Source organism: Flavobacterium cerinum (assembly GCF_004028155.1).
GTDB classification, from domain to species: Bacteria; Bacteroidota; Bacteroidia; order Flavobacteriales; family Flavobacteriaceae; genus Flavobacterium; species Flavobacterium cerinum.
Window position 1 is genome coordinate 473,249 of record NZ_SBII01000001.1, and the last position, 25,103, is coordinate 498,351.

Consider the following 25,103-nt stretch of genomic DNA (forward strand, 5'->3'; position numbering starts at 1 on the left):
TTGAGAAATAATTACCTGTTGCTTTTGCTTTGCTTTTTCTGCTGTACCAGTTATGGGCAGATAACTAATTTAAGTAAACTATCTAAAGGGAAGTTTTATTCGTCTGATGTTATAAAAGATGAAAAGAATAATATCAAAGGATATTTTATATTATTTGAATCAGATAAGGTTGCCAAAGAGACTGTTGAACTTGAGTATGTTGTGCTTGATGAAAACCTTACTAAGGTTACCAACGGTTTTATGACAGAAATGAAATATGAATCGTGGCTTATAGATGCAGAGAAGATCACCGTAGGTGTTTCATTGTATAAAAATAAATTATTATTGGAATTAGCTGATTATGCTAATGGAGTAAGCCTTTTTCAGCGGTATAGGATTCTTGATGTCGTTACTAACGAAATGAGTAAGCCTTTTGATTTTATTAAAGGTTCTCTAAGGCTAAATCCGGTATTTGACCGTAAGAATAGTAATATGAGTAACAATATGTCTGAGAATATCTCATTTTATGATGGTGTAGGTATGATGGTACATTCTAAAACTTTAAACAAAAAGGAAGGAAGAACAAAAAGATATCTTGCACATTATAATGATGATCTTAAAGAGGAGTGGAAGTATGAGTATTCGGAAGTTGAGGATAAAAAGAAAAAAATTTTAACTTACCTGGCTTCCGATGAAGATGTAATAGTGTTATTTAATCGTTATACAAAAAATAATAATGAAGGTACTTATCTGCCGGAAGTTTCTACATTATTCCTGGATGCAAAGAAAGGCACATTACGTAAAGAATTTCAATTCCCTGAACTTGATAAGTTTAGTTACAGGGTGGTAGACTGTGTTATTACGAATGATAAAGTATACCTGATGGGGAATTATGCTAAAGGTAATAAATATGCAAGTTTAGATGATACGGAAAATATTGGTCTTTATAAACTTGTGTTTAACAAAAAAACAGGAGAACTGTTAGACAAGAACTATTTTAAATGGGAAAGTTTGGTAGGTAAGCTTGACATTAAGAAAAATGGGTATGTGAGAAAGGAAGGGCAGCTGTATACGCATAATATGTTATTGAAAAGTGATGGAAATATAATTGCGGTTACCGAAGCTTTTATTAATAAACCTATTATTACTAATAATATGTACTTTTTAGAACTTGATGATAAATTTGAAGTTAAGGACTTATTTGAAGTGACAAAATTCAGGAATAAATTTCCTGGAACTAATGCGTATTCAAGTGATATTAAAAATTACGGAATGTTTGACTTTATAGATTATCAGGATTTGGGTGATGATGAGTTTCTATTCTTTCTTAATGATAATGAGAAAAAGTCTAAAAACAGGAAGAAAAGCACATTGTATGGTATAGTCTCTTATTCTGATGGGAAATTTAAGAGACAAACCTTAGATTTAAAAACAGAAACGAGCAACATTAAAGCCTATAATTCTAAAAAAGGCTACTTAATGCTGGTTGAAAATTTTGATGAGAAGAACAAGTCTACTGAATTCAGGCTTGAAAAGATAAATTACTAACATCTACATGTCCAGATAAAAAAACACCTCCTGATTTTAGGAGGTGTTTCTTTTTAATTGTTTTTTAAATGTCGTCTTGATTTTAATGCTGTCTATTGTGTGTTTTCTATTGTGTTGACTGTTAGTGATTAACGATGCTCAGAATTAATTTTAAAATCCGAGGTCAAGTTCGCTATTGATCTTCTGGATGTAAAAATCGATCTTTTGATGGGCTTTATTAAAAAACAGCTTTCGGTCGCGTGTACCCGACTGGTTGAGCGATTTTGAATTTTTTACCTGATGTTTAAAAAAATCGAGGGCATTACCACACGTTGCAGCATCATTGGTTATAAAATATCCCAGCATGGTATAGGGTACAAATAATGACTGTTTTTGAGGTGCTGACAGCAGTACATTGTTGTTTAGGATGAGCAGTTCATTATAATACAAGTGAAAGCGTGATCCTTCTTTAGAGCAGCGGTCTTCGGCGGTTTGCAGTATGGTTTTAAGGTCGGCACAAAGCAACTGGGCATTGGTTAAGGACAACAGTCCCGACTGGAAGAAATAGTAAATTTGCTGAAGGCTGCTGTTTATAGTTGTATCATTCCAAACTTCGTTTACTTCTACATTTTCATAGACAGCTTTGAGTTTTGTACTGTGTTCCAGCAATGCATTGTTTATAGTGAAATTTTCAAATGTATCCTGGTTTTGCGTGCCGGACAGCAGGTTGAGCCATACATAGAGCTTGAACTTGGATAACAGTGTACCGCCAATGGTATGAAACAGTGGAATATCTTTTGCAGAATAATACATTTTTGCATCGGGCACATTAAGAAAGCTGCTAATGTTTTCTGCCGAATGGCGAAAGTAAGCCTCCATGTCTGCCATGGAACGAATCTCGGCCGTTTTTTCTACAATTACCTTTTTACCATCTGAAAAAAGGGCATCCATAGAAATGGAATAGTGCCTGCAGAGGGTAATGGTTTCTTCTATTGAGAATTTACTTTTTTGAGATACCCTGCGATGTGCAGCATCATAACTGATACTGAGCCTTTCTGCAATTTCTTCAATAAGGGAAACCGACTTTTCCAGTTTCTGACGAATGGCTTTAAGCAAGAGTTCCTGATTATCCATATTTGCGATTTTCACAAATATAGGATTTATATTAATTCATTTCCGCAAATTCATTTGTTCTATTCGCAATAGATTTGGTAAGAATTTTAAATCATTTATTATGAAAACAAATTTATGTGTGGCTGTTATATTGCTATTGTGCTTTTCGGCCGTTGCTCAGGAAACTGAAAAAAGAAAATTTAGATTTCCAGTTTGGCTTTACACAGCAGATAAAGTTGATATTTATGGACTTTCAGTAGGTGTTGGGTCGGATCTTTATCAGAATTCTGACTATGTAGGAGTACGATCTAATGGTATTCGTATCGAACCGGTCTCGGAGTCGTTACTAATTGCTACACTAATTTTTGGCCCTGATACAGTCGATTATCCACTAAATGCTTCGGAGCACGATGCATTCTCAAAAAAAATACCCAATGAAATTATCAATGGGCTTAATCTTTCCTGTGGTACGAATGCCTTTGCAAATGTGAACGGTATAACTATATCGGCGATAAGCCAGTCCCTCAAAGATACTAACGGGATATCGCTGGCAGGATTGGGCAGCGGTTCATTTCGTAATAATGGTATCCAGATAGCAGGGGCGGGTACCAGCTCTCTTTACAGTATGGGGATTATTGCCAGCTGCCTTAATACAGACGTTTATAAAGGGTGTGGTTTGCAGATAGGCGGATTTAATAAGTCTGTCGAATTCAACGGTGTACAGATAGGCATTTTTAATAATGTAATGACTCCCGGTGAAAAGTTTTCGGGACTGCAGATAGGTGTTTTTAATAACACTAAAAAACTGCGCGGTATACAGTTAGGGCTATTAAATAAAAATGAAAAACGCACACTGCCGCTTATCAACTGGAATTTTAGAGATTAAATGGATAATCACTATTGTAGTGACTGCCAATGCTTAAACGGCATTTCGAATTTAATTTCTTTAGTACCGTATGGCCCGGCTTCCTGCCATCCCTGCATGCGGTAAAAGGTCTCGGCGCGGGTTGAAAAGCCCGTGCTTAACCATACAGTGTTTTCTGTCTGGCTAAAGTACCAATTGAGCATGGTGCGGTGAAGTTGTTTGGCAATACCTCTTTTTTCATATTCGGGATCCAGGAAAAGGGCCCAAATGTTATGGTCTACGAGATCGGCTATGGCAAAACCTACAATTTTGCCATCTGTTTCACATACCCATCCTTTGCCCCTTCGGATTATATAATCCTCAACATCAGCGTCAGGAACCAAAGCAGGATCTGAAAGTACATTCTCTTTTACAAGATGTCTTACAATTTGTATTTGGGCTATGTCCTCTAGTACTGCTTCTCTGTAAATCATTTTATTAGTGCTTATAAGTCTTTAATGAAATCCAAAACTACTCATTTGTATCGATTTGTTATTCAATAGGCAGCTACTTTTTTTTGAGGCTGGCCAAATAGTGCTGTATAAGAAGGAGTCCTTCTTTGTCTACAATCGTTGTGCCAAGTTTGGGCATATCACGAATGGTCATTCGGTGTTCGATATTCCATTTATTAAACAATATGCCACTGTTTTCAAAAGAAGTTTGATACATCAGGTTCAGGTTAAAAGAATGAGCAAAGCCATCTGGATTATGGCAATGGGCACAGTTGATCTCAAAATAGGCTCTTGCTCTTTTTTCTAACGATAAAGAGGTGTTTTTATAATCCGGTAATTTGGAAATAGAAGTAGTAGAAGGAATAGCTAATAATCCTTTTCTATTGAGATATCCCAATTGAGACACTGACTGATTATTTATAAGAACATCTACATTCAGGTTGCGGAGTTTGGGGCCGATGGGTACCATGTCACTGCCGGATCTATGGCAGTCGTAACACTGGATTGCATTGGGTATTTTGTAGTTAATGTCTTTACTTTTTCCGTCTGGAGTTTCAATATTTATTGGTACTGCAGCGCCATCGTTAGCCAGTAGTGCCTCTGTTTGTTCTTCGTTCCATTGGTAGGTGGCAGCATTCCATTTTTGCTTATACTTTATCAGAATTCGTGTTTCAATAATACGTTGTGCATCTTTCGTTTGAGCCGCGGTATAATAAAACGTTTTTGCAAGAATCGTACCTTCAGGAAAGTTAGGCAGTCCGTCGTCTTTTGCTGTCATTTTAGTGCCAGGAGGTAATTTTAGCAGACGCTGTTTTTCGGTGTAATCTGTAAATAAAGCAGAAGATAATTTAAGTACTTCAATACTATCATTAGGCACTAAATGGGCCATTTTTCCTTTAAACAGCTTAAAGGCTGATAAAGATTTGGGAAAGGTCATGTTGTTTTTAGAGAAACCTTCACTACTGCCATTCGGTCCACAGTTAACAAAAAGCGCAAGCATAGATAATAAAAGTAGTTTATTGCCCATTGGATCTTACAGATATTTTAGCTAGTATTTTATGATCGATATAGAAAGTGCCAAAAGGAACGATGCAGGCAAGCAGTACTTTCCATGTGGTCTCTTTAAATTTCCATTGCTGTTCTACACCCACGCTCAGGGCATTGAATACAAACAATAAAAATAGTGCACCATGAACGGGTCCCATAGCTTTAACGGCTGAAGGGTTATTAGCGAAATGTTTAAGAGGTACAGCTACAAATACAAGTACCAGTAATGAGAGGCCTTCCAGAAAAGCTATTATTCTGAGGCGGCCAACATTGGTTTTAAATAAATGAATCATGATTAAAAATGTCTTAGGTATGGCCTTTGGGCCAATGGTGAAAATGGCCAGGGTATGGCAATGAAAATGATTATAAGTCCTACGGTAAACCAGGTAAGTATGGTTTTGAATTTGTCATTATCGACTGGTTTTCTTTTGGCTTTTGCCGAACCGATCGTGATGAGAATAATCGCTGTAAGCATTAGCGTAATGTGGATAAGTCCGAAAAATACAGGGTCTGAATATCCATTGCCTATTTCAGAAAATAAGGCTTTTGCAACGGGGCTCTGAGTGTAGAGGATAATTCCGAAAATTAGCTGGATATGTGCTATAGTAGCTGTCCAGTGACGGATAGAATTATCTGCTTTTGTAAAAGGAATTTTAAAAAGGTAACCTCGCCATGATCTGTAAATGGCATAGAGTAGCAGGAGTAGTACTACCCATCTAAAGATGGAATGGAGCACTAAAATAACATGATGCATAACTGTTGATTTTGATTGATGTATGCAAAGGTATTTAAAAACATACTAATTAGTATGTTTTTAAAGAAAAAAATTTAGGACAGGTTATTCAGGTAGTTTTTAAGCTCATTAAGATGTCCTGTATAAATTTCTTTACCGTAGATCTTTCCAAGGTTTCTTATGCCTCCATAACCTGATAATATGAATTGTGCTACTTGTGCAGTATTTACATCCTGTCTAATCTTTCCTGCAGCTTTACCGTTTTCAAGAGCGGTGGCTATGGCTTCCTGCCATTGAGAGGTAAGCCTGCCTAATGCTGTTTTAAAAGTTTCGTTATAAGATGCCATTTCTTCTACAAGGTTTATGGCAGGACAGCCATACTTTACAATAAAGAATGGGTTTTCGAGCAGGAGGGCGTGCATGGAATCATAAATTTCGGTAATTGGCTCACTGCTGTTAACTAACGGTACAACCATATCATTGTACAGGCCGGGATACATTACCTCATTGATCATGGCAATACCCATTTCGTCCTTGTTTTTGAAATGATAAAAGAATGCGCCTTTAGTTACTTGGGTAGTGGCAATAATTTCGTCTATGCTTGTAGTGCGGTAACCGTTTTTATAAACCAGCTCAAAGGCTTTTTGTAATATGTTGAGACGGGTTGCGGCAGCTTTAGACATAAGTGGATAAGTAAAAGGCGAAGATATGTAAAATTACTTTTTGCAGGAAGGAACTCTTAGAGGTTTCATTTGTTCGGGGGGAGGATACATAGTATAACCTTCGTCAGCATAGTCTGCATATAGCCATTTTCCTTTATGTTGTTCTAAAAATCCTCTTATTTCTTTAAATACAACTGTCTTTTCATTTTCAGTAGAAAAAGCTTCTTCATGTACTCCAAAAGTTTTTATCTCAGACCATTTACCGTTACCTAAGGAATAAATCCTTCCGGTGTTGACCGAACTGTAGTCGGGATTGTCAATAACAAAGACAATTTCATCTTTTTCATCTTTATTTAGATCTCCCAAATTAATAAGGCAGTATACTCCCATCGATGTTCCTAATTTTATGGTATCGCTTTTTTTGCCTTCAATGTAAAGCTTGGTAGTTATGCCATTGCCAAATACATAATCCAGGGTTTCGCTCCACTCTTCGCCGTAAGGAAGATGAGTAACAGCTTTGCCTGTGCTGTCGCTAACAAATGAAACCATTTTTTCTTTTTCACCATCCCCATCAAAATCACCTTCTATTGAAAGGGTATGTGGGGTGATATAATTTTGAGTAGGTTTTTTGGTAATAGTTGTGGTACTTCCGAATTTGAACGGTTGCATCCTAAAAGTAAAAGAGAAGTTAAGGCAAAGAGATAGTTTCTGGTGTAGCGAGGCATAAATTAAAAATGTGTTTTTAGAAAAGTTAGTTTTTTTGGTTCGGTAAAATTACAAACAAGTTGCTTAAATTTTACTGCAATCATTTTTGCAGTAAAAAGTTTCTGAATTATTTATTGAGCTGTTTTTAACGAACTTAGGCTGACATCAAAATCAAAAATATACTAAAAGCGGATGATTTATTTTTAATTAATTGATTTTTAGTTTGTTGAGTGCTTTTAATATTCCACTCCAAAAGCGCATTTCAGGAACAAAAAGTGGATAATTAATTTTGGACTATCGGGACATTTTTAAACAAAAAACCCTGCTACTTTTCAGCAGCAGGGTTCTTCCTGAATTAACCTTATTAGTAATTAAGATTCTTTCGGCTCATCGCCTTTATTTTCGTTTGATGGAGCATCATTTCTGCGTTCTTCTCTAGGAGCACGATCGCGTGAATTTCTGTCATCTCTTCCACTATTACGGTTATCTCTGTCTCCGCGATTGTTATCACGAGGTCCACGATCTTCGCGCTGTGGTGCGTTCTCGTCTCTTGGAGGACGTGGTAATAATGCTTTTCTTGATACTTTTTCTTTTCTTGTTTTTGGATCGATACCGATGTATTTTACATCAAATATATCGCCCATATTCACAACGTCAGAAACGTTCTCTGTACGCTCCCATGCCAATTCAGACACGTGAAGAAGTACTTCGTTACCCGGTGCAGTGATGTACTCAACAACAGCACCAAAATCTAACATTTTGATAACTTTTACGCTGTAACTTTCACCAACCTGTGGTTTGAATATGATAGAGTCGATCTTATTAAGAACTGCCTGAATTCCTTCTGGGCTTGTACCTAGGATCTCTACTTCACCTTGTTCGTCAACCTCGTTGATAACGATAGTTGTTCCCGTAGATTTTTGAAGTTCCTGGATTACTTTACCACCTGGACCAATAAGTGCTCCAATGAAGTTACCCGGAATAGTTACTTTGATGATTTTTGGAGCATGACGTTTCACTTCAGCTCTTGGTTTATCAATAACTTCTACCAGTTTTTCAAGGATATGAAGACGTCCGTCACGGGCTTGCTCAAGAGCTTTCTCCATGATTTCATACTTTAGTCCTTCAATCTTGATGTCCATCTGGCAAGCAGTGATACCATCAGCAGTACCGGTTACTTTAAAGTCCATATCGCCTAAGTGATCTTCATCACCAAGGATATCAGACAATACAGCCCAACGGCCTGTAGCATCATCAGAGATAAGACCCATAGCAATACCAGATACCGGTTTAGTCATCTGGATACCTGCATCCATAAGAGCAAGTGTACCCGCGCATACTGTAGCCATAGAAGAAGAACCGTTAGATTCTAATACTTCAGATACGATACGTACAGTATAAGGAGTTTCAGCAGGGATCATGTTTTTAAGTGCACGTTGTGCAAGGTTACCATGACCTACTTCTCTTCTTGATGTACCTCTTAATGGTTTAGCTTCACCTGTAGAGAAAGGAGGGAAGTTATAGTGAAGGTAGAATCTTTCTTCACCTTGTTCTGTTGGGCGGTCAATAATGTTTGCTTCACGAGATGTACCAAGTGTTACCGTAGCAAGTGCCTGAGTTTCACCTCTTGTAAACAATGAAGAACCGTGTACAGAAGGCAGGTAATCTACTTCACACCAGATAGGGCGGATCTCGTTTGTTTTCCTACCGTCAAGGCGAAGGCCAAGATCAAGGATTACATTACGAACTGCTTCTTTATTTACTTTAGAAAGGTATTTACTAACAAGATCACCGTTTTCAAGTAATTCTTCTTCAGTAAATAATGCTTTAACTTCTTCTTTTACAGCTGCAAATTTCTCAGTACGCTCATGTTTAGCAGAACCTTCTTTTGCAATGTTAAAGTACTTGTCGTAAGAAAGCTCTTTTACTTTAGCAAGAATTGCTTCGTCTTTTCTTTCTTCATCGTAAGTTCTTACTTGTTTCTTACCTACTGCAGCCTGAAGTCTTTCCTGTGCTGCAATTTGTACTTTAATGGCTTCATGGGCAAATTTAATAGCCTCAATCATTTCCAGTTCTGAAATTTCTTTCATCTCACCTTCAACCATCGCAATAGAATCCATAGAAGCACCGATCATCATATCGATGTCAGACTGCTCTAATTGAGCTTTGCTTGGGTTAACGATAAACTCTCCATTAATACGTGCAACACGTACTTCAGAGATTAGTGTAGCGAAAGGAATATCAGAGATCGCTAATGCTGCAGATGCTGCCAATCCGGCAAGAGCATCAGGCATAACGCTATCGTCATGCGACATTAGTTGGATCATTACCTGCGTTTCAGCATGGTAATCTTTAGGGAATAGCGGACGTAATACACGGTCTACAAGACGCATGGTTAATACTTCGCCATCACTAGGTCTTGCTTCACGCTTAAAGAAACCGCCTGGAAAACGTCCGGCAGCAGCAAATTTTTCGCGGTAGTCAAGTGTTAAAGGTAAAAAGTCAATGCCGGGACTAGCTGTACGTGCAGATACTACCGTAGCAAGAAGCATGGCATCACCCATTCTTACCACTACAGCGCCATCAGCCTGTTTTGCCAGTTTCCCTGTTTCGATCGAGATGCTTCGTCCATCTCCCAAATCGATGATTTCTTTTGTTACGTTAGGAATCATAATTCAAATTCTTTGATTAAACAATGGGTTTGTTGTGTTGTAGTTGTGTAGTTGTTTAGTACCCAATGAAAAACCAAAACTTTTTATGTGCAATTGTGTAAAAACAAAAAGAGGCGCGCGGGCACCTCTTCTCATCTTGATTATTTTCTGATGTTTAGTTCTTTGATAATCTCACGGTATCTGTTAATCTCTTTCTTCTTAAGGTAATCAAGAAGACTTCTTCTTTTACCTACCAGCATTACTAGAGAACGCTCAGTGTTAAAATCGTGACGATTTTTTTTAAGGTGCTCAGTAAGGTGGTTAATTCTGAATGTGAATAACGCGATTTGGCCTTCAGCAGATCCTGTGTTAGTAGCTGTTTTACCGTGTTTTGCGAAAATTTCCGCTTTAACTTCTTTAGTCAAGTACATGCTAATATTATTTAAATGATTATTATGTATAATCAGGTATATCCTGATTGGGTGCAAAGGTAATCAATATTTTTATACCTGCAACTTTTTGTGAGGTACTTAGTTGCTTAGAATCTAAGGTGCTAAGCTCTCTTAAAAAAGTTTTGCCACTTCCTGGTTTACAAATTCCAAAAAGCGTTCGTCGCGTTCTGTAAAGGCATCCAGTACATTAGAGTCAATATCTATCTGACCGATGTTCTTACCGTCTACAAACAGCGGTACTACAATTTCAGATTTTACAGTGATGCTGCAGGCAATATAATTGTCCTGTGCAGTAACATCCGGCACCACAAAATTCTGATTGGATATTGCTACCTGTCCGCAAATACCTTTGCCAAACGGAATAACAGTATGGTCTGTAGGCTCACCTGCATAAGGGCCTAACAGTAATTCTTCTTTATCGCCATTGCGAAAATAAAAGCCTACCCAGTCATAATAATCAATGTTATCCTGTAAAAGGTGGCATAGCTGCACTAATTTTTCTTCTCTAAGTGTATTATCGTGAAGCAGTATATCTACTACTTTTGGCTGAAGTTCTTCAAATGTCATGATCTAATATTCTTTATAACAAAAGTATTTATTAAGGAGTTGTTATTTTGTATAAATTTGTTAAAAGTAATTTCCTGTATAATTTTATCAGTAAAAAGTTACAGTTATACAATGTAAATATTTATTTTCGCGCTTAGGTAATACACAAATGAGATTTAATAAGTACACAAGCATTCTTTTAACCCTCCTGATATTGGCTTCCAATATGGGGATGGCGCTTAATGTACATTATTGTGGAGGAGAAATTTCTTCGGTTTCATTTGCCTATAAGCAGGCGGAAGCTTGCGGAAGCAAACACAATGAAGCTTCAGAGGGTTGTTGTATTACAATTGCTAAAAGCGAAAAAGAAGGCTGCTGCGAAAATGATCTTGTAAAACTTCATGACGAAAACACTACAAAAGATGTAATTGTTAAGTCACTTCAATTAGATCTTGGTGCATTTTACATTATTAATGAATGGAAATCCGTAGCGGTATCTACGCAGTTACCACTTGTAACGACACAAAATCCTTCATTTTATTGTGACAGCCATGCGCCGCCGCTCTTTAAACTATACTGCCAATATATTTTTTACGCCTAGCCATACTTGTTTTTAGTCGTCTCCCTTTTTTAGGGAACATATGATTATTAATGATATAACTTTTATATGCGTAAAATATTTTTAGTATTCCTGTTGTGCGTTACTTATGTACAGGCACAGGAAACAATAATAAGTGGTAAAGTAATAGACGAACTAAACTTACCGCTTCCGGGAGCCGGAGTAAACTGGCTAAACACAACAATATCTGCCTCAACTTTAGAAGACGGTACATTTAAAATTCCTTATTCTCCGGAATATACAAAACTTGTTATAAGCTATTTGGGTTATACGGTAGATACCATTACCGTAACTTCACCTAAATACATTAACCACAAAATGACCGTCGCGAAAGGCAATGAGTTAAAAGAAGTTGTGGTAGATAAAACAAGGAAGAGCCTTGAAAGATCTCAGGTAAAAGCTGCAAATGTTACTACAATGGGCAGTAAAGAACTGCTCAAGGCAGCCTGCTGTAATATTGCAGAGAGTTTTGAAACCAATCCTTCAATAGATGTTAACTTTTCAGATGCACTTACAGGCAGCAAGCAAATTAAAATGCTTGGGCTTACGAGTCCGTACCTTGTAATTTCTGAAGAAAATATACCTGCTGTTCGTGGAGCATCTCAAGCTTACGGACTCTCTTTTGTGCCGGGAACCTGGGTAGAAAGCATCCAGATCACTAAAGGTGCAGGTCCTGTAGTTAATGGTTATGAGAGTATCTCGGGACAGATAAACTACGAACTGCTTAAGCCGGTAAACGACATTCCGTTTTTTCTAAATGCTTACGGTTCTACCGATAGCCGTTTCGAGTTGAATACCCATTTTAATAAAAAGATTTCAGATAAATGGAGTACGAGCCTTTTCCTTCACGGAAACACCAGGGTGAGTAAAAACGACATGAATCATGACGGTTTTCTCGATAATCCGCTAGCCAAACAAATCAATGTGATGAACCGCTGGCAATATACCAATGCCGAAACAGGCTGGGTGAGTTTTATCAACTTCCGCTATATGCGCGATGAAAAACAAACCGGAGAACTGGACTTTGATCCGGATACCGATAAACTAACTACAAACCATTGGGGTTCTGAGATCAATACAGATAAATTAGATGTTTCCTCAAAAGTAGGTTATGTATTCCCGGATATGCCTTACCAGAGCATTGGTCTTCAAACATCGTTCAACTGGCACAAACAGGATTCTTATTTTGGTTTGACGCAGTATGACATCGATCAGAAAAGCTTTTACTCAAACCTGATATTCAATTCGATAATATCAAACACGATGAACAAGTTTGCAACCGGTCTTAACGTTACCTACGACAAATATGGTGAGTTTGTAAACACTACAGATTACAGTCGAATTGATAATTCTGTAGGTGCATTTTTTGAATATACCTATGATAATGCTAACGATTTTAGTGTTGTACTTGGAGGCCGTTTAGACGTTCATAACCGTCTGGGTACATTTGCTACGCCAAGAATGCACCTGCGTTATAATCCTTGGGAAAAGGCTACGATCAGGGCTTCCGCCGGAAGAGGGAAGAGAGCTGCGAATATTTTTGCAGAAAACCAGCAGCTTTTTGGAAGTTCAAGAGCACTGAATATCATAAACGGAGGAGGTAAAATATACGGGCTAAATCCTGAAATTGCCTGGAACTATGGCGTGAGCTTTGTTCAGGGCTTTACCTTGTTTGGTAAAAATACCGAGTTTGTAATCGATTTCTACAGGACAGATTTCCAGAACCAGGCAGTAGTAGATCTTTTTGCGTCACCACAACAGGCGCTGTTTTATAATCTGGATGGTAAATCGTATGCTAATAGTTTACAGCTAGAACTTAATTATGAAATTACACACCATTTCAATATAAGGACAGCTTACAAATACTACGATATAAAGACCGATTACACTACGGGTTTACAAGACCGGCCACTACAGGCGAAGCATCGTTTCTTTACAAATGTGGGTTACGAAACACACATTGTAGACGGTGGAAGACAATGGAAGTTTGACTTTACATACAACTGGATGGGTAAACAGCGTTTACCATATACAGGCAGCAATCCTGAACAATACCAAATGGGAGATTATTCACCATCATTCTCGTTGATGAATGCTCAGGTTACCCGTACTTTCTCAAGTGTTTTCGAAATGTATGTAGGAGCAGAGAACCTTGGGAACTATAAACAGAAGAAAGCCATTCTGGGAAATGACGATCCTTTTGGTGCATATTTTGACAGTTCAATTATCTATGCACCTATTTTCGGACAGATGTATTATGCCGGACTTCGATTTAAAATCAAATAATTTAGTACAATTATAAACCCTAACCATTCAAAAAAATGAAAAAATTAATTTTAGTACTGTTTGTAATGATGCTTGGACTATCTACACAGGCACAGGAAAAGAAAAACAAAAATGCTAAGCATGATATTACCGTTAACGGTAATTGCGGGCAATGTAAAAAAAGAATTGAGAAAGCGGCTTACAGTGTTGCAGGAGTAAAATCTGCGGCGTGGCATCAGGATCATCAGGATGTTCATTTAATTATCGATGAAACAAAATGCAGCCTTGATGATGTACATGCTGCAATTGCAAAAGCAGGGCATGATACTAATAAAGTGAAGGCTAAAGATGAAGATTATGAAAGGCTTCACAGCTGCTGCAAGTACGAACGACTTAAATCATAATCAATACCCCCGAAATAACATCGGGGGTATTTTTTAATAGTTAAAGTAGGGCAGGAAAACGACGATTTGCTTTGTAAATCATGATAAAATTGTGTTATTTGCCCGGAATATCCACAGTGTATACTATGAGTTTGCTGACTGGTATTCCTTTTTAATTTAAGAAGCACTATAATGAAAAAATTAAAATATGTATTAGCCTTTACCGGGTTGATAGCTATGCTTTTGCCTCAAAATGTCAATGCGCAGACTCCTGAGGTTGCACCTGTAAAGCAGGAAAATAACTTTTTTAAAGACAGAAAGTTTTATCTTAATGAAGACGGAAGCAATTTTGTAAAGTTTACCTTCATGACACAAGCCTGGATACGGGCAGCCGATTATAATCCGGGGACTACTATAAATGGTGTTGCAAAAAGCAGCGGGACAGATATTGGCATTCGCCGATACAGGGTTCAGATGTTTGGACAGCTTACAGACAGGGTATTTGCATATACCCAATTTGGAGAAAATAACTTTAATAACATAAGCGATAGAAAGCAGGGCTTCTTTGTACACGATGCTTATGGTGAATATGCTATAGATAAAACAAAATTATCGTTAGGACTTGGTATCTCAGGGTGGAATGGATTATCACGATTTGCATCGTCTTCAGTAGGGACCATAATGGGCATCGATTTGCCATTATATCAGGAAGCAACAAATGACGTAACCGATCAGTTTGGAAGAAAATTATCCATCTTTGCTAAAGGTAAGTTGGGTAAATTAGATTACCGTGTGTCTATGGCACAACCCATGTCAATACAAAAATCAACAGGTTATAATCCTGCAAATGGCATTAGTAAGAATTCCTCTTTCTCTGCAAATCCTCCAAAAATGCAGTACAATGCTTATGTCCAGTATCAGTTTAAAGATCAGGAGTCTAACATGACACCTTATGCTACGGGTACTTATTTGGGTAAAAAAACTGTATTTAATGTAGGTGTAGGTGCTATTTATCAAAAACATGCTATGTGGCACTTGGGTGTTGCAAACGATACGATCAGTACAGATATGCTTCACCTGGCGGCAGATATATATTATGATGCACCAATGGGAGAGAAAGGACAGGCAATAAGCCTTTATGGTAATATAACACACTTTGATTACGGTACAAATTATACGCGCAATTCAGGACCTATGAATCCTGCAAACGGAAACAACAATCCTGCTATTTTAAATGGTGCAGGTAATGCTTTCCCTATGTTTGGAACAGGTACGGCAATGTATTTCCAGGCGGGTTATAAATTCAAAGATAACCTTATTGGTACTACAACCCTTATGCCTTATGTATCTATGCAGTACGGGGACTATGAAAGGTTAAATGACGCAATGACCTATTATGATGCCGGTGTAAACTGGTTCCTTGCAGGGCAGACTTCTAAATTCACCATATCTTATCAAAACCGTCCTGTTTTTGGAACAAACGGAAATAGTATAGAAAGAAAAGGTGCTGTGGTAGCACAGTATCAGGTGTTTTTTAATTAAATGAGATATTTATTATAACTAAAAGTCCCGCTATTGCGGGATTTTTTTATTTAACCGTGTCAAGAATCTTTATTTCAGAGATTAGTTTTCCATCGGCACTAAAGCCTTCAATTAGGACTTTAATAGGTTTTCTGTATATTTTAGGTATAGAAAGTTTAAAGTTGCCATTTTCATCCGTCATGATTGTAGGCTGCCAGTCAACCACTCCAAAGTTTTCAAAACCTTTATCCGTTGTTGAGTTGTAAGTGATATTTGTAAAGGGCTTAATCCTTTCATATCCATTTTTCATAATGATTTGAGGAGTACTATTTTTGATGATTGGCTTTCTGTCTTTTTTAAGGTAAATTTTTATTATACCTACATAATTACGTATAGATGGTACAATAGCGGTAGAACTCATATAAATCTCATCTACTTCGTGCATTTGTATCGGATTAAGTACGTTGCTATAGTCTAATCCTGATACTGAGTCAGTCACTTGGCCCAATGCCTGAACATTATCTATGTATACAATTGGTCCGCTTTTCGCTGCGTTTATACTATTTGCCCCTCTAGTTTGTATGATAAAAAGACCATTACGATCAATTATTTCAAAGTTGCTATATGCTTTAATAAAGTTTGTAAGATTTTGATACATATTCGCTTTTTCGTCAGAAATTTTATAACTCACCAGATTACCATTACCAAAACTATTTGCATATTTTAAAGTACTGCCTTCTATCTTAATTTCTTCGAGCTGAATGTTTTCTTTATAAATATTAGGTATTTGTTGTATTATGTTGTTTCCTTGAGGAGCATAACAGCGGGGCTGTGGTTGATAAGGCTTGTTTAATCTTCTTTTAGAATTTAATAGCTGAGGTATTACAGTAATTTCTTTAGGCTTAGCTCCTTTTTTTAATAAAGTGAAATTTACATAGCTGGAATCTGCAATAACCATATTCTCAAAATAAAACTCTCTTTTGACATTAATATCTGCAATTTCATCGATAGAGGATGTTAAAGAATACACTCTCACTTTGGCGTTATTCACATTACCCAAAGTAGATGGTATTGTGCCTTTCAGAGTTAGACCCATATCAAAGGAATAGGTGCTTTTAGGAGGGTTTTTCAAGATGTCTCGCCATTTATACTTACTTTTTTGGTTAACAAGAAAAAGATCCAGTTCATATTGTTTTACTTTAGATGGACTTTCAAAATAATATTTGCCTGATGTTTTCTTCTGGTTCTCTAAATAGGGAAGAATAAGCAAAGAACTGTAAATATCATTAGTTTCCTCAAAACTAATAGTGCTTTCAGGAAGCACAGAGATACTCATATTCATATTAGGATAATTAATCTTACCGTTATATTGTAGTTCATCTCCGGTTTGCTTTCCTTGTGTTAATGAAACATTTAATCCGGGTTCAGGATATTTATATATCATTCTTTCGGCTAGCTCATTCATGTCGGTGTCAAGAATCCTTATAGTATTCATACCTTCGGCCAGTTCTGAATTAGGTATAACGACTGTTTGTTCTAAATTTTGGTCATTAAATTTTATTTCAAAAACAGTCATTTTATCATCCTGATGAGCTACCATATAAATAGATTTCCCTGTGAAAGAATCGAGTGTACTTTTGTTAGCGCGTATTTTTACAATGGTTTTGCCAGCAACTGCATAGTTGTTTACTTCAAGTGCTATGCCTTTTGGTTGCGCAAGGGGTAAGGGTTGTTCATGCTTTATATCTTCTATTGTTACAACAGCTTTATACCCTGTAATGCTATTAGCCAGGAGATCAAATTTTCCATATCCCAACTTATTTATCTGTACTTTCTTTATGTTTTTGCCTGTGCTGTCTACAATATCAACTACTGTAATGGGTAATGGATTATGGTTACAGTCAGAAATACTTATACCAATACTGTTTGGGGTGTCATAAACTAATGTTCCTCCTTCAGGCCTGAATTCTATATTTATTTTTGATGGATCTGCTTTCGCCAAAATATTCCCAACTCCTGTACTCTGATTAATTACAGAGATCTCATATACTGCCGACTCGTCTTCGGTAAAGTTATTCATCCAGTTGGTGTAAAACTGAACATAATACTTACCGGATTTTAACTGATTTCCTAATTTAAAATTACCTGAAAAGCTGCCCATATTTCCATAAATAAGCTGTGTACTTATCATTTTACCCTGATCATCCATTAATGTGGCGTAAATGTTGACCGTATTAAAAAAGGGCGCATTCTTCTTCCTGTGAAAAACATAACCTTTAAACCAAGCACTTTCATCGGTCATGAAAACATTTTTATCAAAATGCACATGGATGTTTTCGCGCTCCAGGAAAAAGTAATCGGTAATCACTTTTGCTATCTGGTCTTTTTTGTCTTCCTGAGCGAAAGCACTAGGATTAACAAAAAGAGAAATAGCTGTTAAACAAAATGCAGAGATAATTTTTTTCATAAGGCGGTTAGATTGATACAATTTTTCTTTCAAAAAGCCTATAGTAAAAATATCTATTTTTTATGACTTTATTATAGAATTTCCAATTGAAACAAAAAAAGGAGCGTTAAAACGCTCCTTTTTAAATATTTTGATGTTTAGAATAAGATTACATCATTCCCGGCATACCACCGCCCATTGGCATACCGCCGCCTGGGTTATCTTCTTTAATGTCTATAAGTGCACATTCTGTAGTAAGGATCATACCAGCTACAGATGCTGCATTTTCTAATGCTACACGGGTTACTTTTTTAGGGTCAATAATACCTGCAGCAAGCATATCCACATACTCATCTGTTTTAGCATTATAACCAAAATCGCCGGTACCTTCAGCAACTTTTGCCACAACTACAGATCCTTCAAGACCTGCATTCTCAACAATAGTTCTTAAAGGAGATTCTACAGCACGTGCTACAATTTGAATACCTGTAGCCTCGTCAGCATTCTCTGCTTTAATCGATGAAAGAACATTTTTAGCTCTTAAAAGCGCAACGCCTCCACCAGCAACAATACCTTCTTCTACAGCCGCTCTGGTAGCGTGTAGAGCATCATCAACACGGTCTTTTTTCTCTTTCATTTCAACTTCAGAAGCTGCACCTACATAAAGTACGGCAACACCACCTGCAAGTTTAGCAAGTCTTTCCTGTAGTTTCTCCCTGTCATAGTCAGATGTAGTCGTTTCCATCTGAGCTTTTATCTGATTAACACGGTTTTTAATTAATTCAGGATCACCTGCACCGTTCACGATAGTTGTATTGTCTTTGTCTATAGTTACTTTTTCACAAGTACCAAGCATGTCAAGAGTCGCATTTTCTAACGTGTAACCTCTTTCTTCAGCAATTACAGTACCGCCTGTAAGTATAGCGATGTCTTCTAGAAGAGCTTTTCTTCTGTCACCAAAGCCCGGAGCTTTAACAGCAGCGATTTTTAATGCGCCTCTTAATTTATTTACTACAAGAGTAGCCAGTGCTTCACCGTCTACATCTTCAGCAATAATTAATAATGGTTTTCCAGATTGTGCAACCGGCTCAAGTATCGGAAGCAGATCTTTCATTGAAGATACTTTTTTGTCATATAGTAAAATGTAAGGTCTGTCAAGTTCAGCCTCCATTTTTTCAGAGTTTGTAACGAAGTAAGCAGAAAGGTAACCTCTGTCAAACTGCATTCCTTCTACAACGTCTACATAAGTATCAGTTCCTTTAGCTTCTTCAACAGTAATAACACCTTCTTTTCCTACTTTACCAAAAGCAGTAGCGATAAGTTCGCCGATGGTTTCGTCATTGTTAGCAGAAATAGAAGCGATCTGTTTGATTTTTTCGCTGTCAGAGCCTACAACTTTAGCTTGTTTAGCAAGATCAGCTACAATAGCTTCAACTGCTTTGTCAATACCACGTTTAAGATCCATTGGGTTTGCACCTGCAGCAACATTCTTAAGGCCCTCTTTAACGATAGCCTGTGCAAGAACTGTAGCAGTTGTAGTACCGTCTCCGGCAAGATCATTGGTTTTAGAAGCAACTTCTTTAACCATTTGAGCACCCATGTTCTCTAGTGTGTCAGCAAGTTCAATTTCTTTAGCTACAGATACACCATCTTTAGTTACTGTAGGTCCGCCAAATGATTTGCTTATTATTACGTTACGACCTTTTGGTCCTAGTGTTACTTTTACGGCATTAGCCAATGCATCGACGCCACGTTTTAAACCGTCACGTGCTTCAATATCAAATTTTATCTCTTTAGCCATTTTTATGCTTTATTATATGTTTTGTAAAAATTTAACCTCGATTAGATCACTGCAAAGATTTCTTCTTCTTTCATGATAAGGTAATCCTTGCCTTCAAATTTTAATTCGGTACCTGCATATTTACCATATAAAACGGTATCGCCCACTTTTACGGTCATATCATAGTCTTTAGAACCGTTACCTACGGCTACTACAATACCTTTTTGTGGTTTTTCTTTAGCAGTGTCAGGAATAAAGATCCCTGAAGCAGTTTGAGTTTCTGCAGCAACCGGCTCAATAAGTACGCGGTCTAGAAGGGGTTTAATGTTTAAGGCCATATTGTATGTTTTTTTATTATTAAAAGGATATGTTGTGTTGGTCAGAAATTATGCCAATCAGATCATTCCTGACAAATTTGCAGACGTAAAAAATGCCAGCATTTACAGGCTGGCATTTCTATATTCGTATATACGATAAAATTAGTTTTGTGGTTGTGCCGGAGCTGGTGTTGTTGCAGGTTGTGCAGCAGGAGCCGCAGCGCCAGTTCCTGGAGCAGTTGCCGGTTTAGTTGTTTGTGCCGGAACAGCAGACTCATCAATTAGTTGGCTGTCTCCGGATAAACCTGTAGAGAAGCTTAAACTTGAAGCTAATATTAAAACGATTAGTATCGATGCAAGAGTCCATGTACTTTTATCAAGGAAGTCCGTCGTTTTTTGAACGCCACCCATCATTTGAGTTCCGCCAAGAGAAGAAGATAAACCTCCGCCTTTAGGGTTTTGCACCATGATTACTACTACAAGCAAAAAGCTTACTATTGTTATAAGTACCAGAAAAATTGAAAAGTTAAACATCGTTTCTTTAGTTATTATTTTGTTGTAAAATCTTTATATCTGAAATATGGTCTGCAAAGAAAACACTTTTTTCCGGATATTTCAAAATTAAAATTTCATATGCTTGTATCGCTTTGCTATATTTTTTTTGTTCGAGGTATACCCTGGCTAATGTTTCGGTCATCAAACTTGAGTTGTCAGGACTGAATCTCTCAATGTTTGCTGGGGATACAGGCGTATTTTTTACCGGAGCTATTTTTGGATTTGTCTCGATAAATTTATCAATTAATTCCATTTTTTTGCTAATTGCTTCCTCTTGTTCTGGTGATTTTGGCTCTTCTTCGCGGTTTATAGGGGTTAATTTCGAAATTTTTAACCATTCCGCAAAGGAATGTGTTTCTTGTTTGCCAAATTCTAAAGGCTTGCCAATATCCAGTTTTTCTTCGGCAATATCAACCTCATTTTTAACCTCTGGCTTTTCCTGAGGCTGTTCTTCTATAACAGGGATTTCTTTAGGCTTATCGGCTTCTGCAGCTTCAACTGTTCGCTTTATAGATTCTTCAAGTTTATCCATAACCGGCTCAGGTGAGAATTGAACTATAGGCTGCTCTTCATGTACTATTGCATTTTCCTGTTCTTCGGCTGCTTTTATAGCAAATTTCATAGTCTCTTCCAGTTTGTTTACTACTGGAGGAGCAGATATCTCGATTGCAATTGTTTCCTCTATAACAATAGGTTCGTCTATAGCTGTATTTTCTTCTTCGGCTGTTATGTTAGTAGTTAGCGGCTCTGTAGTTTCCTTAATTGTAGTAATTATAGGTTCAATAATTTCACTGTCGTTAACTGCTATAACTGCTACCGATTTCTCTTTTTCGTCGAATGCTTTTTTGTCTACACTATGAAATTGTTCAGACGTAATGAAATCAAAAAGTACCGACCTGTCTGTAGTATAAGCTGCTGTTTTTTTTAATTCGGTATTATACCTAAAACTTTCCTGATTGTAAAGGCCTTTTAAATAAATAGCGCGCGCACTTTGCAGGAACGGAAATTCCGAAAGGATTTTCTCCAATTCGGCCGTATGCCTTTCATTCAAAGAGTAAGGCTTGTTAAGTAGCTGTATGTAGTCTTTAGTATTCAGAATCTTCAGTGTTTAGTGCCACAGTATAATGTGTTTACCATTTAGCAAGCGATGCATTAAATATATCCTGTGTTATCCTTTCAAATATTTGATCAAGAGCTGTGTCCAGTACAATTCCCGTTGGTAATAAGTCCCCATTAAAATCATAATAGAAGCTAAATTGTTTTTCAAAATCGTCTTCTTCTTTTTTCTTGTTGGTGAATCTTACATTTACGGTAATACTCAATCTACTTTGTGCTGCACGCTGGTCGGCAGTAGCAGTCATGGGCGAAATTCGGTATTGTGTAATTTCTCCTTCATATACAAGATCCCCATTGGAGTTCGTTAAGCTCAAATTGGTTTGATTTTGGATAAGATCCTGTAATCTAAGTGTAAATCTACGGTCAATACCCGGCTCTACCACATCGGCATTATTCCTAAAAAAGTTTACCTGGAACGTTTTGGCGTCAATTTTACCGGTTCCCGTAAAGTTGTATTTAACGCTACAGCCACTTAAAGATAAAAGTACTGTAAATAATAGTATAAATTTAAGTTGTCTCATAGTAGCTTTCGGGCTATAAGTCATATTGTTTTATTTTCCTGTATAACGTCCTTTCAGATATGCCAAGCTCATCGGCAGCAGCTTTACGCTTTCCTTTATTTCGTTCCAGTGCTTTTTTAATAAGCTCTATTTCTTTTTCGTCCAGTCGCAAGGTTTCTTCTTCCTCAACGGTTTCGGCAAACAGGTAATTGTCATCATCATCGTCTTCATGATCAATAGGTTCGCTTATAGCCGGCTCCGGGCGGCTTGTTTTTTGCGAAGAAAAAACTTCGGTGCGGGGCTGGTCTTCAAAGGCTCTGTTGTCTTCCTGCGAACCGTATATTTTTTGTATCAGTCCTTTGTTCGATTCCTGTACTTTATTAGTGTTGCCATTCTGCATCAATTCCATCGTGAGCTTTTTAAGATCATTCAGGTCACTTTTCATGTCAAACAACACCTTATATAATATCTCTCTTTCGTTGCTAAAATCGCTTTCAGGTTTTTTATCTCTTACAACAGCAGGCAGATTACTGCTGCTGCCTTCTTCCGGCAGATAAGAGCGAAGTGTTGCTAGCGAAATATTCCTGTTGGTTTCAAGAACACTAATTTGTTCAGCGGCATTACGCAGTTGGCGGATGTTTCCTCCCCAGCGGAATTTTTGCAGTAAAGCAACTGCATCATCATCCAGTTTTATAGGAGGCATTTTGTATTTGTGCGCAAAGTCAGATGAGAATTTTCTAAACAGCAAATGAATATCGTCTTTACGCTCTCGTAATGGCGGAAGCATAATTTCTACGGTACTTAAACGATAGTAAAGATCCTCTCTAAACCTGCCTTTTTCAATAGCCTCAAACATATTTACATTTGTAGCAGCTACGATACGCACATTGGTCTTTTGAACCTGAGACGAACCAACTTTTATAAATTCTCCGTTTTCAAGAACACGTAAAAGCCTTACCTGAGTGGTAAGGGGTAATTCTCCTACTTCATCAAGAAAGATAGTACCGCCATCGGCAACTTCAAAATAACCTTCACGGGTTCCTGTTGCGCCTGTAAAAGCACCTTTTTCGTGGCCAAAAAGTTCACTGTCTATAGTGCCTTCGGGTATGGCACCACAGTTTACAGCAATATACTTACCGTGTTTTCTGTGAGAAAGGGCATGTATTATCCTCGGGATGTTTTCTTTACCAACACCACTTTCACCAGTAACCAATACCGAAATATCAGTAGGGGCAACCTGTATGGCTTTTTCTACGGCACGGTTAAGCTTAGGGTCATTCCCTATAATCTCAAATCGCTGTTTAATGGCTTGTACACTTTCCATGTTTACGTTTTTTTGCAATGATTAGCTCTGCATATCCGAGTAACCTACCGCTTCTCCTATTAATGTAGCAGAAGTACATTCTTTGACCAGTACATTTACAAAATCACCGGGTTTGTAATCTCCTTTAGGAAATACAACCATACTGTTTTCAGAATTTCTTCCGGCCCAGTCGGCATCCGATTTTTTGGATGCCTTTTCAACAAGTACTTCTACTGTTGTGCCAAGAAAGCGTGAAATTCTTTCTTTGCTGGTTTTTTGCTGCATGTCTACAATTTCCTGTAAGCGTCTTTTTTTAACTTCTTCAGGTACGTCATCCTCCATTTTACGGGCAGCAAGTGTTCCCGGTCTTTCAGAATAGGAATACATATAGCCAAAATCAAATTTCACATGATCCATAAGGCTTAATGTATCCTGATGATCTTCTTCAGTTTCTGTAGGGAAACCGGAGATCATATCCTGGGAAACAGAACAGCCGGGTAATATTTCTTTTATTTTATCTACAAGCGCGATATATTCTTCGCGTGTATGCTGACGGTTCATTTCCTTTAATATACGTGTACTGCCGGATTGTACAGGTAGGTGGATGTAATTACATACATTATTGTATTTAGCAATAACATGCAATACATCTTCAAGCATATCCTGAGGGTTAGAGGTAGAGAACCTAAAGCGCATCTTTGGATTTGCTGCAGCTGCCATAGAAAGCAGTTGTGCAAAATCTACAGCAGTAGCTTTCTGCATCTCCGATGCTTTTTCATAATCTTTCTTCAGGCCGCCGCCATACCATAGGTAGCTGTCCACATTCTGACCTAATAATGTAATTTCTTTAAAGCCTCTGCTTGCAAGGTCCGCAATTTCTTCCATGATGCTTTGTGGCTCACGGCTGCGTTCACGGCCTCGGGTAAAAGGTACTACACAAAAGGTACACATATTATCACAGCCACGGGTAATAGAAACAAAAGCAGTTACGCCGTTACTGTTAAGTCGTACCGGAGAGATGTCGCCATAGGTTTCGTCTTTAGAAAGAATAACGTTAATCGCATCACGACCTTCGTCGATCTCCTTTAAAAGATTAGGCAGGTCTTTGTAAGCATCCGGGCCCACAACCATGTCTACTATTTTCTCTTCTTCCAGAAACTGGCTTTTTAAACGTTCGGCCATACAGCCCAGAACGCCCACCTTCATACCTGGGTTTATTCTTTTTACAGCATTATATTTTTCAAGTCTTTTCCTTACGGTTTGTTCTGCTTTATCACGAATAGAGCAGGTGTTAACCAGTACAAGATCGGCTTCTTCAAGTTTATCTGTAGTATTAAAACCTTCATTTGCGAGAATAGAAGCAACTACCTCGCTATCAGAAAAGTTCATGGCACAGCCATAACTTTCGATGAAAAGTTTTTTTGTATTTTCTTTTTTATGTTCTAAAACAAGGCTTTGTCCTTGTTTGCTTTCTTCAATGATCTTCTCCATAATTCACTCCTGTAGTGCTTTTTTGAAGTCGCAAAG

24 protein-coding genes are annotated in these 25,103 nt (G+C 37.6%); 6 read left to right on the forward strand and 18 right to left on the reverse strand.

The annotated features are described in order from the left end of the window. On the forward strand, positions 1–1,527 hold the full coding sequence (locus EPI11_RS02175) for a DUF6770 family protein (RefSeq protein WP_128388315.1): 1,527 nt from the start codon (positions 1–3) through the stop codon (positions 1,525–1,527). Positions 1,528–1,677: 150 nt separating this feature from the next. Here the strand turns inward: EPI11_RS02175 and EPI11_RS02180 are convergent, their stop codons facing one another. Further along, positions 1,678–2,655 (reverse strand): hypothetical protein, encoded by a 978-nt coding sequence (locus EPI11_RS02180; RefSeq protein WP_241657561.1) that lies wholly within the window; start codon positions 2,653–2,655, stop codon positions 1,678–1,680. A gap of 85 nt (positions 2,656–2,740) precedes the next feature. Here EPI11_RS02180 and EPI11_RS02185 point away from each other — a divergent pair, with 85 nt between their 5' ends. Then, positions 2,741–3,505, forward strand: coding sequence for an LA_2272 family surface repeat-containing protein (locus EPI11_RS02185; protein ID WP_128388316.1), 765 nt, complete (start codon positions 2,741–2,743; stop codon positions 3,503–3,505). Positions 3,506–3,516: 11 nt separating this feature from the next. On the opposite strand, the gene EPI11_RS02190 is transcribed toward EPI11_RS02185, so the two are convergent. From EPI11_RS02190 to EPI11_RS02230, 9 genes are all read right to left on the reverse strand, one after another. Further along, the gene (locus EPI11_RS02190) at positions 3,517–3,957 is read right to left on the reverse strand and encodes a GNAT family N-acetyltransferase (RefSeq protein WP_128388317.1); all 441 of its coding nucleotides are present in this window, start codon (positions 3,955–3,957) and stop codon (positions 3,517–3,519) included. Positions 3,958–4,030: 73 nt separating this feature from the next. After that, the gene (locus EPI11_RS02195; protein WP_128388318.1) at positions 4,031–5,002 is read right to left on the reverse strand and encodes a hypothetical protein; all 972 of its coding nucleotides are present in this window, start codon (positions 5,000–5,002) and stop codon (positions 4,031–4,033) included. Next, positions 4,992–5,315, reverse strand: coding sequence for a DUF3817 domain-containing protein (locus EPI11_RS02200; RefSeq protein ID WP_128388319.1), 324 nt, complete (start codon positions 5,313–5,315; stop codon positions 4,992–4,994). Before EPI11_RS02200 ends, EPI11_RS02195 begins: the two co-directional genes overlap by 11 nt. Positions 5,316–5,317: 2 nt before the next feature. Then, entirely contained in the window at positions 5,318–5,776 is a 459-nt protein-coding gene (locus EPI11_RS02205) for a hypothetical protein (RefSeq protein ID WP_128388320.1), read from the reverse strand. Between the two features lie 74 nt (positions 5,777–5,850). Further along, positions 5,851–6,438 (reverse strand): TetR/AcrR family transcriptional regulator, encoded by a 588-nt coding sequence (locus EPI11_RS02210; RefSeq protein ID WP_128388321.1) that lies wholly within the window; start codon positions 6,436–6,438, stop codon positions 5,851–5,853. A gap of 33 nt (positions 6,439–6,471) precedes the next feature. Next, positions 6,472–7,086, reverse strand: coding sequence for a hypothetical protein (locus tag EPI11_RS02215; RefSeq protein WP_128388322.1), 615 nt, complete (start codon positions 7,084–7,086; stop codon positions 6,472–6,474). Positions 7,087–7,493: 407 nt separating this feature from the next. Then, on the reverse strand, positions 7,494–9,794 hold the full coding sequence (locus EPI11_RS02220; RefSeq protein WP_128388323.1) for a polyribonucleotide nucleotidyltransferase: 2,301 nt from the start codon (positions 9,792–9,794) through the stop codon (positions 7,494–7,496). A 140-nt stretch (positions 9,795–9,934) separates the two neighbouring features. Beyond that, positions 9,935–10,204, reverse strand: coding sequence for a 30S ribosomal protein S15 (gene rpsO, locus EPI11_RS02225; RefSeq protein WP_128388324.1), 270 nt, complete (start codon positions 10,202–10,204; stop codon positions 9,935–9,937). Positions 10,205–10,336: 132 nt separating this feature from the next. Further along, positions 10,337–10,792, reverse strand: coding sequence for a GAF domain-containing protein (locus tag EPI11_RS02230; RefSeq protein WP_128388325.1), 456 nt, complete (start codon positions 10,790–10,792; stop codon positions 10,337–10,339). Between the two features lie 148 nt (positions 10,793–10,940). Here EPI11_RS02230 and EPI11_RS02235 point away from each other — a divergent pair, with 148 nt between their 5' ends. From EPI11_RS02235 to EPI11_RS02250, 4 genes are all read left to right on the forward strand, one after another. Further along, positions 10,941–11,372 carry an HYC_CC_PP family protein gene (locus tag EPI11_RS02235; RefSeq protein WP_128388326.1) on the forward strand — a complete coding sequence of 144 codons (432 nt, stop codon included), beginning with the start codon at positions 10,941–10,943 and terminating at the stop codon, positions 11,370–11,372. Positions 11,373–11,438: 66 nt separating this feature from the next. After that, positions 11,439–13,676 (forward strand): TonB-dependent receptor, encoded by a 2,238-nt coding sequence (locus tag EPI11_RS02240; protein ID WP_128388327.1) that lies wholly within the window; start codon positions 11,439–11,441, stop codon positions 13,674–13,676. A 35-nt stretch (positions 13,677–13,711) separates the two neighbouring features. Then, positions 13,712–14,059, forward strand: coding sequence for a heavy-metal-associated domain-containing protein (locus EPI11_RS02245; RefSeq protein WP_128388328.1), 348 nt, complete (start codon positions 13,712–13,714; stop codon positions 14,057–14,059). A gap of 171 nt (positions 14,060–14,230) precedes the next feature. Next, a complete protein-coding gene (locus EPI11_RS02250; protein ID WP_128388329.1) occupies positions 14,231–15,580 on the forward strand; it encodes a hypothetical protein in 1,350 nt (449 codons plus the stop codon). A 46-nt stretch (positions 15,581–15,626) separates the two neighbouring features. Here EPI11_RS02250 and EPI11_RS02255 read toward each other — a convergent pair whose 3' ends face one another. The 8 genes from EPI11_RS02255 to miaB form a co-directional block, all read right to left on the reverse strand. Next, positions 15,627–18,026 carry a hypothetical protein gene (locus tag EPI11_RS02255; RefSeq protein WP_128388330.1) on the reverse strand — a complete coding sequence of 800 codons (2,400 nt, stop codon included), beginning with the start codon at positions 18,024–18,026 and terminating at the stop codon, positions 15,627–15,629. 148 nt (positions 18,027–18,174) lie between these two features. Then, a complete protein-coding gene (groL, locus tag EPI11_RS02260; RefSeq protein ID WP_128388331.1) occupies positions 18,175–19,806 on the reverse strand; it encodes a chaperonin GroEL in 1,632 nt (543 codons plus the stop codon). Between the two features lie 41 nt (positions 19,807–19,847). Continuing rightward, a complete protein-coding gene (locus tag EPI11_RS02265) occupies positions 19,848–20,123 on the reverse strand; it encodes a co-chaperone GroES (RefSeq protein WP_128388332.1) in 276 nt (91 codons plus the stop codon). Between the two features lie 141 nt (positions 20,124–20,264). Then, a complete protein-coding gene (gene secG, locus EPI11_RS02270; protein WP_128388333.1) occupies positions 20,265–20,636 on the reverse strand; it encodes a preprotein translocase subunit SecG in 372 nt (123 codons plus the stop codon). 7 nt (positions 20,637–20,643) lie between these two features. Next, on the reverse strand, positions 20,644–21,708 hold the full coding sequence (locus tag EPI11_RS02275; protein WP_241657562.1) for a tetratricopeptide repeat protein: 1,065 nt from the start codon (positions 21,706–21,708) through the stop codon (positions 20,644–20,646). Between the two features lie 79 nt (positions 21,709–21,787). Further along, positions 21,788–22,294, reverse strand: a complete 507-nt coding sequence (locus EPI11_RS02280) for an LptE family protein (RefSeq protein WP_128388335.1) — start codon at positions 22,292–22,294, stop codon at positions 21,788–21,790. Between the two features lie 13 nt (positions 22,295–22,307). Continuing rightward, entirely contained in the window at positions 22,308–23,597 is a 1,290-nt protein-coding gene (locus tag EPI11_RS02285; RefSeq protein WP_128388336.1) for a sigma-54 interaction domain-containing protein, read from the reverse strand. A 21-nt stretch (positions 23,598–23,618) separates the two neighbouring features. Then, positions 23,619–25,067, reverse strand: a complete 1,449-nt coding sequence (gene miaB, locus EPI11_RS02290) for a tRNA (N6-isopentenyl adenosine(37)-C2)-methylthiotransferase MiaB (RefSeq protein ID WP_128388337.1) — start codon at positions 25,065–25,067, stop codon at positions 23,619–23,621. Between the last annotated feature and the right edge of the window lie 36 nt (positions 25,068–25,103).

Bases quoted from the DNA above. Each gene is read 5' to 3' on its own strand.
- EPI11_RS02285 (WP_128388336.1), bottom strand. From the start codon at position 23,597: ATGGAAAGTGTACAAGCCATTAAACAGCGATTTGAGATTATAGGGAAT.
- EPI11_RS02195 (WP_128388318.1), bottom strand. From the start codon at position 5,002: ATGGGCAATAAACTACTTTTATTATCTATGCTTGCGCTTTTTGTTAAC.
- EPI11_RS02200 (WP_128388319.1), bottom strand. From the start codon at position 5,315: ATGATTCATTTATTTAAAACCAATGTTGGCCGCCTCAGAATAATAGCT.
- EPI11_RS02215 (WP_128388322.1), bottom strand. From the start codon at position 7,086: ATGCAACCGTTCAAATTCGGAAGTACCACAACTATTACCAAAAAACCT.
- EPI11_RS02245 (WP_128388328.1), top strand. From the start codon at position 13,712: ATGAAAAAATTAATTTTAGTACTGTTTGTAATGATGCTTGGACTATCT.
- EPI11_RS02255 (WP_128388330.1), bottom strand. From the start codon at position 18,026: ATGAAAAAAATTATCTCTGCATTTTGTTTAACAGCTATTTCTCTTTTT.
- EPI11_RS02220 (WP_128388323.1), bottom strand. From the start codon at position 9,794: ATGATTCCTAACGTAACAAAAGAAATCATCGATTTGGGAGATGGACGA.
- EPI11_RS02235 (WP_128388326.1), top strand. From the start codon at position 10,941: ATGAGATTTAATAAGTACACAAGCATTCTTTTAACCCTCCTGATATTG.
- EPI11_RS02250 (WP_128388329.1), top strand. From the start codon at position 14,231: ATGAAAAAATTAAAATATGTATTAGCCTTTACCGGGTTGATAGCTATG.
- rpsO (WP_128388324.1), bottom strand. From the start codon at position 10,204: ATGTACTTGACTAAAGAAGTTAAAGCGGAAATTTTCGCAAAACACGGT.
- EPI11_RS02265 (WP_128388332.1), bottom strand. From the start codon at position 20,123: ATGGCCTTAAACATTAAACCCCTTCTAGACCGCGTACTTATTGAGCCG.
- EPI11_RS02240 (WP_128388327.1), top strand. From the start codon at position 11,439: ATGCGTAAAATATTTTTAGTATTCCTGTTGTGCGTTACTTATGTACAG.
- groL (WP_128388331.1), bottom strand. From the start codon at position 19,806: ATGGCTAAAGAGATAAAATTTGATATTGAAGCACGTGACGGTTTAAAA.
- secG (WP_128388333.1), bottom strand. From the start codon at position 20,636: ATGTTTAACTTTTCAATTTTTCTGGTACTTATAACAATAGTAAGCTTT.
- EPI11_RS02205 (WP_128388320.1), bottom strand. From the start codon at position 5,776: ATGCATCATGTTATTTTAGTGCTCCATTCCATCTTTAGATGGGTAGTA.
- EPI11_RS02230 (WP_128388325.1), bottom strand. From the start codon at position 10,792: ATGACATTTGAAGAACTTCAGCCAAAAGTAGTAGATATACTGCTTCAC.
- EPI11_RS02190 (WP_128388317.1), bottom strand. From the start codon at position 3,957: ATGATTTACAGAGAAGCAGTACTAGAGGACATAGCCCAAATACAAATT.
- EPI11_RS02280 (WP_128388335.1), bottom strand. From the start codon at position 22,294: ATGAGACAACTTAAATTTATACTATTATTTACAGTACTTTTATCTTTA.
- EPI11_RS02210 (WP_128388321.1), bottom strand. From the start codon at position 6,438: ATGTCTAAAGCTGCCGCAACCCGTCTCAACATATTACAAAAAGCCTTT.
- miaB (WP_128388337.1), bottom strand. From the start codon at position 25,067: ATGGAGAAGATCATTGAAGAAAGCAAACAAGGACAAAGCCTTGTTTTA.
- EPI11_RS02185 (WP_128388316.1), top strand. From the start codon at position 2,741: ATGAAAACAAATTTATGTGTGGCTGTTATATTGCTATTGTGCTTTTCG.